This window comes from Falsirhodobacter sp. 1013 (assembly GCF_051195255.1).
Classification (GTDB): domain Bacteria; phylum Pseudomonadota; class Alphaproteobacteria; order Rhodobacterales; family Rhodobacteraceae; genus Falsirhodobacter.
This window is the reverse complement of sequence record NZ_JBNJLK010000003.1, coordinates 70,694-81,861: the sequence shown is the minus strand read 5'-3', so window position 1 is coordinate 81,861 and position 11,168 is coordinate 70,694. Positions and strand designations below refer to the sequence as shown.

The window sequence follows — 11,168 nt, the reverse complement described above, 5'->3', positions numbered from 1 at the left end:
GAAGGAGTTTCGCATGACGATCCGCATCGATCTGGCCGAGGCCATCGGCAACACCCCCCTCATCCGCCTGCGCCGCGCGTCCGAGGAGACGGGGTGCGAGATTTTGGGAAAATGCGAGTTTCTCAACCCCGGGCAGTCGGTCAAGGACCGTGCGGCCCTGTACATCATCCGGGACGCCGTGGCGCGGGGCGTGCTGAAACCCGGCGGGACGATCGTCGAAGGCACCGCCGGCAATACGGGCATCGGCCTTGCGCTGGTGGGGGCGTCCATGGGTTTCCGCACCGTGATCGTGATCCCGGAAACGCAAAGCCAGGAAAAGAAGGACATGCTGCGTCTGGCCGGGGCCGAACTGGTCCAGGTGCCGGCGGCGCCCTACAAGAACCCCAACAACTATGTCCGCTATTCCCAGCGTCTGGCGGAAGAACTCGCCCGGACCGAGCCGAACGGCGCGATCTGGGCCAACCAGTTCGACAACCTCGCCAACCGTCAGGCCCATATCGAAGGCACGGGCCCCGAGATCTGGGAACAGACGAACGGCAAGGTGGACGGCTTTGTCTGCGCGGTCGGTTCCGGCGGCACGCTGGCCGGCGTCGGGATGGCCCTGCAGCCGAAAGGCGTGAAGATCGGCCTCGCCGATCCCGAAGGTGCGGCCCTGCACGCGTTCTACACCACGGGCGAATTCGCGTCGCCCGGAAGCTCCATCACCGAAGGGATTGGCCAGGGGCGGATCACGGCCAACCTAGAAGGGTTCACACCCGACTACAGCTGGCGGATCTCGGATGCCGAAGCCCTGCCCTTGGTGTTTGACATGCTGGAGGACGAGGGCCTGTGCCTGGGCGGTTCGTCCGGCATCAACGTCGCAGGCGCCATCCGGATGGCCAAGGAAATGGGACCGGGCCACACGATCGTGACGGTGCTGTGCGATTTCGGCAATCGCTACCAGTCCAAGCTGTTCAACCCGGCCTTCCTGAAGGACAAGGGCCTTCCCGTGCCCGAATGGCTGGACCGCGCCCCCAAGAACATTCCCGAAGTCTACGTCGACTGAACTTGCACGACGGCCCGTTGCACCCTACATCGGGCGTGACGGGTTCTGCTCTTCTCGTGCGAGGCTTTTTTCCAGTGGCCGATAAGCACTTCCGAGGGAGCTGGCTCTGCCATGATCCTGGTCATGGTACCTGGTTCCCACCTGATTCGTCAGGCTCTCGGGAAAATCCCGCTCTCCACGGTCGCTGCGGGCCCGTCACCTTCCCCACATCCTGATCGTCATGTCGCCGTTGCGACATGAAGAAGGGGCGGCTTTGGCCGCTGCGGACTCGTCATCCTTCCGGCATCCTGATCGGCGCGCTCTCGGCACGGCAGAAAAAGGGCCGCTTTGGTAGCTGCGGGTTCCCAAATCCTGAACGCGCGCTGTCGTTTCGACAGGAAAAAGGGGTGGCTTTCGCCACCCCTTCGGTTTGTCGCAAAAGGATTGGGGCTCTTAGAACCCGTACACCAGCGACAGACCCAGCGTGTTGTCGGTACGCTCTTGCGAGCCGCCACGCGCTTCGTTGTAGTCCGACAGGTAGCTGACGCGCGTCGAGAACGCGTCCGAGATCTTGAAGTTCACACCCAGATCGTTGTTCACGCGCAGCGCTTCGTCCGAGTTCAGCGCGTCGGTGTCCATGGTAACGAACACGTTCGGATTGATCGACCAGAAGAAGCGCGAGGACAGGACATAGCCCACTTCCGAAACGCTCTCGCCGTCACCGTATTTCAGGTAAGACTGGCCCACGCCAACCTGGACGCGCCATGCCAGATCTTCACGGTTGAAGATGCGGTAGCCCGGACCGATGCCGATGAACGCGTCCTGTTCGACGGTGTTCTCGATGATCTCGTCACGCTGTGCGGGCGTCAGATCGTCCGCGTCCGTCACGTCGAAGAAGTCTTCGGCTTCCTGGTCTTCGACGTCATCCGCCAGACCGTCGGTGACAACGCGACCCATCACGAAGCCGTAGACACGGTCGTTGAAGTTGTAGATGCCGTCATAGACGCCGAACACTTTTTCCTTCGAGGATTCGTTGTCGTCTTCCTCGAACTGCATCAGGAACGACAGGTTCTGCGTCCAAGGACCTGCGTTGTGCGTCAGACGGGCGCCGATGTTCAGGCTTTGGCCTTCATCGTTGCCGGTGTTGCCCGAGTAGCCCAGCGAGGCGCTGCCCGTCAGACCTTCGCGTGCACCCGTGGTACCATAACGCAGCGGGTCGTTCGAACGATCAAACTGCTGCTGCACATCGAAGCGCTGCTGGTCGATCTGGTCGTCGATCGCGTTCGGGTTGACGATGCTGTCAGCAGCCGTTTGCGCGAACACCGGAGCGGCAGCGCCGATCATCAGGGCGAGCGCCGAGACGCCGGCAATTTTCAAATTCGTTTTCATTTACTTCCTGTCCTTTTCAAACCGAAGGTCCCAGACCGTTTGCCCGGGGCGGCTGTTAACCCTGCCGAGAACAAGAATAGTTGTTTGAAAGCGAGGTACCACCCGCGCGATTTTCCAAAAATTATTTGCAGAACGAGGGAACCAGAATGGCCTTCCCCAACATGGCAAAAAACCCCCAAAATTGCGCCCAGATAGGAATTATGACGCTGCGTCAGGCAAAACGCGTGGCACGGAGGTGACGTTTTGCAGCCAGATTATCCTTGATCATAGTCCGATAACCATGACAGCAAGGTTAAGAAGAGCCTCGAACTTTGTCCTTCCTAAGTCCGGTTGTTGCGGTTCTGCCACAAAAAACGCCCGCTTTTGGCGGGCGTTCGGGTCAGAACCGGTCGGGTTGGGCTTCCCGGGCCATGTGATCCAGCACGGCATTGACGAATTTGGGCTCTCGTCCGTCCGGGAAGAAGGCTTTGGCCACGTCCACGTATTCCGTGATGACCACCTTCGGCGGCGTGTCGGTCGCGACCAGTTCGGCCCCGGCCGCCCGGAACAGGGCGCGCAGAACGGGATCGATGCGGTCGATGGGCCATTTCGCCACCAGCCCCCGATCCGTCATCTGGTCGATGCGGGCCTGGCGGTTCACCGCCTCCGACACGACATGGCGGAAATGGTCGGGCTCGCCCTCCACCATCTCGTCGCTGTCATAGACGGCGCCGAAACGGTGCGTCTCGAACTCGCGCGTGACGGCTTCCACGGTCTGGCCGCGGGCTTCCATCTGGAACAGGGCCTGCACGGCATAAAGCCGCGAGGCGGATTTCATCTGGCGTTTTTCGGCCGGCGTCATGCGAGCGTTCCTTCGCCCTTGGCCAGATGCACCTCATCGGGGCGGAAACCGATGTTGCGCTTCGGCGCGGCAAGGCGGCGGTGCAGCGCGACCAGGTGCAGCGCGGCGGCGGCGGCGCCCCCGCCCTTGTTCTGACCGGCGGCCTCGGCGCGCACCACCGCCTGGTCGCGGTTTTCCACGGTCAGGATGCCATTGCCGATGCAGGCGCCCTGCAGGCCCAGCAGGGCCAGCGCGCGGCTGGAATCGTTGCACACCGTCTCGTAATGCGTCGTCTCACCCCGGATCACGCAGCCAAGGGCCACGTAACCGTCAAAGCTCGCCTGCCGTTCGCAGATCGCGATGGCGGAAGGGATTTCCAGCGCGCCCGGCATCTCGATCAATTCGACCGTGGCGCCGACGCTCTCGGCCACGGCGCGCGCCCCCTCCACCAGCTGGTCCGCGATGTCCTTGTAATAAGGCGACACGACGATGGCGAGTTTCACCGGAGCGTCGAACTCCGGCAGCGGCAAGGTGTAATGCTGTTCGGCGGCGGCCATGTCAGTCCTTCCTGATCGGGCGGGTTCCGGCGATGGTCAGGCCATAGGCTTCCAGACCCACCACTTTCGGAGCTGCCGAATTGGTCAAAAGCTCCAGCGCGTGCAAGCCCAATGCGGCCAGAATCTGCGCGCCCACCCCATAATTCCGCAACGTCTGCGGCGAGGCTTCGCCCGCGGCGGCCAGCTTGGGCGACGTGTCGCGCAGCAGCACGATCACGCCCCGCCCTTCGGCGGCGACGGCCCGCATGGCCACCGGCACCTCGTCCTCGCGGCCCGCGCTCAGCCCGATGATGTCCTCCAGCGGATTCAGCAGGTGGATGCGCGTCAGGACCGGCTCGGGCGTGGTGATGTCGCCCTTGGTCAGCACGATGTGTTCGGTGCCCGTGGGTTCGTCGGCGTAAAGCCGCATCATCCAGTCGCCGCCATGCACGGAATGCACATGCCGCGCTTCCCGCTCCTTCACGAGGTTGTCGTGGCGGCGGCGATACCCGATGAGGTCCGAGATCGTGCCGATCTTCAGCCCGTGCCGCTGGGCGAAGGCCACCAGATCGGGAAGGCGCGCCATGGTGCCATCCTCGTTCATGATCTCGCAGATCACACCCGAGGGGTTGAGGCCGGCCAGGCGGGCGACATCGACCGCCGCCTCGGTATGGCCCGCCCGCACCAGCACGCCGCCGTCGCGTGCGCGCAGCGGGAAGACGTGGCCGGGGGAATGGATGTCGTCCGCGCCCTTGGTGGGGTCGATGGCGACGGACACGGTCCGGGCGCGGTCATGGGCGGAAATGCCGGTGGTCACCCCTTCCTTCGCCTCGATCGACAGGGTGAAGGCGGTTTCGTGGCGGCTGCCGTTCCGCGCGCTCATCTGCACGAGGCCCAGGGCGTCGATCCGGTCCGACGGAAGCGCAAGGCAGATCAGGCCGCGACCGTGGGTGGCCATGAAGTTGACCGCTTCCGGCGTGGCCATCTGCGCGGGAATGACCAGATCACCTTCGTTCTCGCGATCCTCGTGATCGACAAGGATGAACATCCGGCCATTGCGGGCGTCCTCGATGATCTCTTCGATGGACGAGATCGCGTCGCTGAATTCGGTTTTTTCGGTCATGGCACTCTCCGCAGATACCCTCGGACATATCGCGCGGAAGGTCCGGATGCTAGGCGAAATACCGATCTGCGGGGAGGTGGCCGGCCAGCCGGCCCGCCGTTACCCATTCCCGTTCGGTCATGGTTTCGGCGATCAGAAGAACCCGGTCCGCCGGCCATCCCTGCCGCAGCGCGTCCACCCGCAGGCGCAGTTCCGGCCAGGGCATAAGGCCGGGCGCGGGCGTGGCGCGGTCGACGCGCATTCCCCGGCCGGACAGGTCCCGCAACGCGCCCTCCACCTTCAGGGGCGGCGCCACGGCCAGCGCACGGCCCGCCTGCGCCTGCGCCAGCCGCGCAATGCGTTCGGGGTCCCCCTGCCCCTCACGCAGCATCCGCAGCGCGTTGGTGGAAAAAAGCAGCGCGATCACGTCATGCCCGGTCGTGGCCCGGATCCCGGCATAGGTGCGGTAGTCGAGCCCCAGCTCCCCCGCCCGTTTCACGCGCAGGCGCACCACTTCCACCGGAAGGGTCGGCATCAACGCCTTGCGCGCCTTGGTCCAGGCCAAGGTGCGGAAGGCGTGCCCCACCATTGTGGGGCCCCCATTGTGGCCGATCAGCCCCATTCGCGCAGCCGCGCAACGTAGCGGGCCATCGTGTCGACCTCCAGGTTGATGCGCTGGCCGGGCACCACCTCGTTCCAGGTTGTGACCTGCTGGGTGTGGGGGATCAGGTTCACGCCAAATTCGGCCCCGTCCACCTCGTTCACGGTCAGCGAGGTGCCGTTCAGCGCGACCGATCCCTTGGGCGCAATGAACTTCGCCAGCGCCTCGGGCGCGCGGAAGGTGACGCGCAGGCTGTCGCCCTCGCGCGCGGTGCGGACCACTTCGGCCACGCCGTCCACATGGCCCGACACGATGTGGCCGCCCAGCTCGTCCCCGACGCGCAGGGCGCGTTCCAGGTTCAGACGCTTGCCTTCCTGCCAGGAGTTGGGGCCGCCAATGTTGGTCTTGTCCAGCGTCTCGGCCGAGATGTCGACGTCGAACCAGTCGGGGCCCAGCTGCACCACGGTCAGGCACACGCCTTCGCAGGCGATGGACGCGCCGATGTCGATGCCCTTGGTGTCATAGGCGGTGCGGATGCGGGCGCGCAGGTCGCCCCGCCGCTCGGTCTGGATCACGGTTCCGATGTCGGTCACGATTCCGGTAAACATGGCGGTCACCTCGCTTTCGTTCTTGGCGTATCGCTGCTAGGAAGAGGACGCAAGACCCCGGCCTTGCCAAGACCACGCCGAAGATTATCAATCCATGGTTGATCCCGCCTTATCGAAAGTCCCATGGCCCACAGCACCCGCGTCTTCCTTTTCCTGCAAGGCCCGCATGGTCCCTGGTTCCGCACCTTGGGCAAGGGCATCGCGGCGTCGGGCGCGCAGGTGTGCCGCGTGGCCTTCAACGCGGGCGACCGGGCCTTCTGGCCGGCGGACAGCCTGATCCCGTTCAACGGCCGGCCCGAGGAATGGCCCGCGGCCTTCACCGCGCTGATCGAGGCGCGCAAGGTGACGGACATCGTCCTTTACGGCGACACCCGCCCGATCCACGCCCGCGCGGTGGAAATCGCGAAGGCCCGCGGCATCACCGTCCACGTGTTCGAGGAAGGCTATCTGCGTCCCCATTGGGTGACCTATGAACGCGGCGGCTCCAATGGGCATTCGCGGCTGATGGACACCACCGTCGCCCAGATGCGCGAAGCGCTGGAAAAGGTGGACATGGACCTGCCCGAAGCCCCGGCCCGCTGGGGTGACATGCGCCAGCACGTGTTCTGGGGCGCCGTTTACCACTTCTTCGTCGCCACCGGCCGCGGGTTCGAAAACTTTCGCCCCCACCGCGATCTGAACGTGCATCAGGAATTCCGCCTGTACCTGCGCCGGCTGGCGCTGATGCCCATCCACCACGTCAAGCGGCGGCTGGCGACGCGGCGGATCATGCGGGGCGGGTTCCCCTATCACCTCGTTCTCATGCAACTGGAGCATGATTCGAGCTTCCGGATGCACTCGCCCTTCGGCTCCCTTACGGAATTTCTGGAACTGGTGACGTCGGCCTTCGCAATCGGCGCGCCCCCGCACCATCACCTGGTGTTCAAGGCCCACCCGCTGGAAGACGGCCGCACCCCCGTGACCCGGGAGGTGGACCGCCTTGCCCGCCTGCACGGGATCGAGAGTCGGGTGCATTTCGTGCAGGGCGGAAAGCTGGCGCGCCTGATGAACGACGCCCGCAGTGCCGTCACCGTCAATTCCACCGCCGGCCAGCAAGTCCTGTGGCGCGGCTTGCCTCTTGCGGCGCTTGGTCGCGCCGTCTACGGCAAGCCCGAGTTCATCGCGGACCAGCCCTTGTCCCGGTTCTTTGCCGAACCGACCCGCCCCGACGGACGCGCCTACCGGGATTATCGCCATTACCTGCTGGAAACATCGCAGGTGCCGGGGGGCTTCTATTCCGCACAGGGACGCCACGCCCTGCTGCGTCAGGTCGTTGACATGATGCTTCAGGAAGAAGACCCGTATGATGCGTTGCAGTGTGGCAAATCGGCGCCTAAACAACCCCTCCGTGCGGTGCACTGAGGATTTGAGAAAAATACCGGTCGCTAAAAGGGATGTGATCTGTAGTATCACCGAAAAAACCGGAATGGAGCCGCAAGTGAAGTCAAAAACAAATCGTGTGGTCCGGATGGCCGTCCTGATCACGCTGGTTACAACTGTGGCCGCCTGCGGGCTGCCACGGTCCGGCCCTACGAAACGTGAAATCTACGCGGGCTCCGTGTCGCGTGGGGGTGACGCGTTCATCTTCGACGTGACGCCGCAGGTGAACCGCGTGATCACCAGCCCCGACAACCTCGGGTTCAGCTCCTCGTTCGCGAATGCGGGCATCGTGGGCGCCGACACGATCTCGGCCGGGGACACGCTGACCCTGACCGTGTATGAAAACGTCCGCGACGACCCGCTTCTGGGCAACGGGGGCCAGCGCGTGTCCTCGCTGAACGAGATGCAGGTCGATGGCGACGGGTTCATCTTCGTGCCCTACGCCGGTCGCATCCGTGCGGCGGGCCAGACCCCGGACTCCCTTCGCCAGCTGGTGACGGGCGCCCTGCAGAACCAGACGCCCGATCCGCAGGTGCTGGTGCAGCGCGTCGCCGGTGACGGCGCCACGGTGTCCGTGACGGGCACGGCCGGCGCGGCGGGCATCTATCCGCTGGCCCAGCCGTCGCGCACCCTTCTGCGCGTCCTGTCCGCCGCCGGCGGCGTGGCGAGCGAGCCGACGGCCACCATTGTGCGAGTGACGCGCGGCGGCCGGACGGAAGCGGTCCGCCTTCAGGACCTGTACGACAACCCCGCGCTGGACATCGCGTTGCGCAACGGCGACCGGATCACGGTGGAACGCGACCGTCGCCAGTTCACCGCGCTGGGCGCCACCGGCCAGCAGGTCGTTCCGTTCGAACGGGCGAACCTGTCGGCGCTGGAAGCCATCGCACAAGTGGGCGGTCTTCAAACGAACCTCGCCGATCCCAAGGGCGTTTTCGTCTTCCGCAACGAATCGGCGCGCACGGTGCAGGCGCTGACGGGTCGTCCCGACCTCGTCGGAACGCAGCGCGTGGCCTATGTGCTGAACCTGACCGAACCCTCGGGCATGTTCGAGGCGCGGGACTTCCAGGTGCAGGACGGCGACACCATCTACATCACCGAAGCGCCGTTCGCCCAATGGACCAAGACCGTCCAGGCGATCCTCGGCACGTCGAACGCCGTCACCTCGGTGTCGAACGCCGCGCAGTAATGGCGGCACCCCGCCAGCTGTTCTTCTACAACGCGGGCCTGCTTCGGCAGGCCCGTTTGCGTCGTATCCTGACCCTTGCCGGGCATGAATTGCGCTTCGGCCTTCCGGCGCCCGGCGACGGCGTCGTGGTCTGGGGCCGCAGCCCCTACGCAGCCCGAGGCGAAACGGTGGCCAGCCGCCGCAGCGTTCCGCTGTACCGGATGGAGGATGCGTTCCTCCGCTCTGTCCGCCCGGGCCGGGCGGATCGGGAAGGCCCGCTGGGCATCTTCCTGGATCAGGGCGTTCATTTCGACGCCAGCCAGCCCACCGCACTGGAGGCCGCGCTGAACGCCCCGGCCGATCCCGCGCTTCTGCTGCGGGCGCGGGACGGAATCGCCCGCCTGCGCGCGCTGGAGCTGAGCAAGTACAACGATTTCGATCCGGACGCCCCGCTGCCCGGTCCCGGCTTCGTGCTGGTGGTGGATCAGGTGAAGGGGGACGCCTCCCTGCGTCATTCGGGTGCGAGTGCAGGCGTGTTCGATCGGATGCTGGCGGCGGCCCGCGCCGAAAATCCCGGCGCCCGCATCGTCATCAAGACGCATCCCGAGACCGTCGCGGGCCTGCGCGCCGGCCATCTGACGGGGCCGGACATGATCGCCGGCGGCTCCCCCTGGCGGCTGCTGGCGCGGGCGGCGCGGGTCTATACCGTGTCCTCGCAGCTGGGGTTCGAGGCGATCCTGGCAGGCCACCGCCCCCGCGTCTTCGGCGCCCCCTTCTATGCCGGCTGGGGGCTGAGCGAGGACGAGATCGCCTTGCCCCGCCGCACCGGCCGCCCTTCGGCGGAACAGCTGTTCGCGGCTGCCATGATCCAGACGCCCCTTTGGTACGATCCCTGCCGCGACCGCCTGTGTGCGTTCGAGGAGGCGGTGGACCAGCTGGAAGCCGAAACCCGCGTCTGGCGCGAGGACCGTCACGGCCATGTCGCGACCGGCATGCGCCTGTGGAAGCGTGGACGGTTGCAGGCGGTGTTCGGCCGCCACGCGCCCCTGCGCTTTCGCGCCGATCCCGCACAGGCGGCGGCCGAGGCGACGGCCACCGGGGCCGGGCTGCTGGTCTGGGCCGGCAAGGAACCGCCCGACCTTCAGGCCCCGTTGATCCGCCGGGTGGAGGATGGGTTCCTGCGCTCTCGCGGGCTTGGGGCGGAACTGGTCCCGCCGCTGTCCCTCGTGGCGGACGATCTGGGCATCTATTACGATCCGGCGCGTGAAAGCCGGCTGGAACGGTTGATCCTGGCCCCACCCCCGCCCGGCGCCGAGGCGCGGGTGGGGCGGCTGGTGGCGCGGCTGACCGAAAGCGGCCTGTCCAAGTACAATCTGGGCGGCGCCCTGCCGGACCTGCCCGCCGGTCACCGCGTCCTCGTCCCCGGTCAGGTGGAGGATGACGCGTCGCTGCGTCTGGGCGGCGGCACGGTGCGCCGCAACGCCGATCTGCTGCGCGCCGCACGGGCCGCGCGCCCCGGTGCCGTGATCGTCTACAAACCCCATCCCGACGTGGAGGCGGGCCTGCGCCCCGGCGCGATCGAGGCCGGAGACGCGGATGTCGTGGCCACGCAGGCCGACGCCATGGCGCTGGTCATGGCCTGCCACGAGGTGTGGACCATGACCTCGCTTCTGGGGTTCGAGGCGTTGTTGCGCGAGCGGCCCGTCACCTGTCTGGGCGTGCCGTTCTATGCGGGCTGGGGATTGACGGAAGATCTGCATCCCACGCCGCCCCGCCGCGTGCCCCGCCCGCTTTGGCAGGTGGCGCATGCCGCGCTGGTCGCCTATCCGCGCTATTACGACCCGGTGTCACGCCGCCCCTGCCCGGCCGAGGTTGTGGTGGACCGGTTGGAGCAGGGCACCCTGCCGCATCCCGGTCTGGCCAACCGCCTGCTGGCCAAGGCACAGGGCGCGCTCGCCAGCCGCGCCCACCTTTGGCGTCAGTAGATGTAGCGGATCTGTTCGGTCCAGAACCGTTCGACCTTGCGAAGGGCGTTGTTGGCGTCCTCCATCGCGGCGACGGGCAGCAGTTCACGTCCGCTGATGATCTTGGAGTGTTCGTCGAACAGCTTCAGAAGCATCTGGCGGATTTCCAGACCCCGTTCCGTGAGCCGCACCCGGACGGAGCGGCGGTCGACCGAGGAACGTTCATGGTGCATGTAGCCCAGATCGACCAGCTTGCGCAGGTTGTAGCTGACGTTCGAGCCCTGGTAGAACCCACGGCTGCGCAATTCGCCTGCCGTCACTTCGTTCGCGCCCACGTTGAACAGAAGAAGCGCCTGAATGGGGTTGATGTCCAGAAGGCCAATACGCTCGAACTCGTCTTTCACGATGTCGAGCAGAAGGCGGTGCATCCGCTCAACCAGGCCGAGAGTTTCAAGATAGCTCGACAGCGTGGCCGTACCGGTGCCGTCGATCACCTCTAGGGCGTGCAGGTTCATTCGTTTTCCTCATACTCGTTAA

At 65.8% G+C, this 11,168-nt stretch carries 11 protein-coding genes; 4 read left to right on the top strand and 7 right to left on the bottom strand.

The genetic code is table 11. The features are described from left to right. The first annotated feature begins 13 nt into the window (after nucleotides 1-13). The gene (locus ACSHZY_RS06660) at nucleotides 14-1,045 is read left to right on the top strand and encodes a cysteine synthase A (protein WP_435167169.1); all 1,032 of its coding nucleotides are present in this window, start codon (nucleotides 14-16) and stop codon (nucleotides 1,043-1,045) included. A 432-nt stretch (nucleotides 1,046-1,477) separates the two neighbouring features. On the opposite strand, the gene ACSHZY_RS06655 is transcribed toward ACSHZY_RS06660, so the two are convergent. The 6 genes from ACSHZY_RS06655 to ACSHZY_RS06630 all read right to left on the bottom strand — a co-directional run bounded on the left by ACSHZY_RS06655 (nucleotide 1,478) and on the right by ACSHZY_RS06630 (nucleotide 6,080). After that, complete coding sequence (locus ACSHZY_RS06655; protein WP_435167166.1) at nucleotides 1,478-2,413, bottom strand: DUF481 domain-containing protein; 936 nt, start codon at nucleotides 2,411-2,413, stop codon at nucleotides 1,478-1,480. A 379-nt stretch (nucleotides 2,414-2,792) separates the two neighbouring features. Then, nucleotides 2,793-3,254 carry a transcription antitermination factor NusB gene (gene nusB, locus ACSHZY_RS06650; protein WP_435167164.1) on the bottom strand — a complete coding sequence of 154 codons (462 nt, stop codon included), beginning with the start codon at nucleotides 3,252-3,254 and terminating at the stop codon, nucleotides 2,793-2,795. Next, on the bottom strand, nucleotides 3,251-3,790 hold the full coding sequence (locus tag ACSHZY_RS06645; RefSeq protein ID WP_435167161.1) for a 6,7-dimethyl-8-ribityllumazine synthase: 540 nt from the start codon (nucleotides 3,788-3,790) through the stop codon (nucleotides 3,251-3,253). The genes nusB and ACSHZY_RS06645 overlap by 4 nt, the downstream gene beginning before the upstream one ends. A gap of 1 nt (nucleotide 3,791) precedes the next feature. Then, nucleotides 3,792-4,892, bottom strand: a complete 1,101-nt coding sequence (ribB, locus tag ACSHZY_RS06640; protein WP_435167158.1) for a 3,4-dihydroxy-2-butanone-4-phosphate synthase — start codon at nucleotides 4,890-4,892, stop codon at nucleotides 3,792-3,794. 49 nt (nucleotides 4,893-4,941) lie between these two features. Beyond that, nucleotides 4,942-5,460 (bottom strand): hypothetical protein, encoded by a 519-nt coding sequence (locus ACSHZY_RS06635; RefSeq protein ID WP_435167155.1) that lies wholly within the window; start codon nucleotides 5,458-5,460, stop codon nucleotides 4,942-4,944. A gap of 23 nt (nucleotides 5,461-5,483) precedes the next feature. Then, nucleotides 5,484-6,080 carry a riboflavin synthase gene (locus tag ACSHZY_RS06630; protein ID WP_435167153.1) on the bottom strand — a complete coding sequence of 199 codons (597 nt, stop codon included), beginning with the start codon at nucleotides 6,078-6,080 and terminating at the stop codon, nucleotides 5,484-5,486. Between the two features lie 123 nt (nucleotides 6,081-6,203). Here ACSHZY_RS06630 and ACSHZY_RS06625 point away from each other — a divergent pair, with 123 nt between their 5' ends. From ACSHZY_RS06625 to ACSHZY_RS06615, 3 genes are all read left to right on the top strand, one after another. Beyond that, complete coding sequence (locus ACSHZY_RS06625; RefSeq protein ID WP_435167150.1) at nucleotides 6,204-7,481, top strand: capsule biosynthesis protein; 1,278 nt, start codon at nucleotides 6,204-6,206, stop codon at nucleotides 7,479-7,481. A 106-nt stretch (nucleotides 7,482-7,587) separates the two neighbouring features. After that, nucleotides 7,588-8,688, top strand: coding sequence for a polysaccharide biosynthesis/export family protein (locus tag ACSHZY_RS06620; protein WP_435167147.1), 1,101 nt, complete (start codon nucleotides 7,588-7,590; stop codon nucleotides 8,686-8,688). Further along, on the top strand, nucleotides 8,688-10,652 hold the full coding sequence (locus ACSHZY_RS06615) for a capsular polysaccharide biosynthesis protein (RefSeq protein ID WP_435167144.1): 1,965 nt from the start codon (nucleotides 8,688-8,690) through the stop codon (nucleotides 10,650-10,652). Before ACSHZY_RS06620 ends, ACSHZY_RS06615 begins: the two co-directional genes overlap by 1 nt. On the opposite strand, the gene ACSHZY_RS06610 is transcribed toward ACSHZY_RS06615, so the two are convergent. Further along, complete coding sequence (locus tag ACSHZY_RS06610; RefSeq protein ID WP_435167142.1) at nucleotides 10,646-11,146, bottom strand: MarR family winged helix-turn-helix transcriptional regulator; 501 nt, start codon at nucleotides 11,144-11,146, stop codon at nucleotides 10,646-10,648. The two genes, ACSHZY_RS06615 and ACSHZY_RS06610, sit on opposite strands and share 7 nt — an antisense overlap. Between the last annotated feature and the right edge of the window lie 22 nt (nucleotides 11,147-11,168).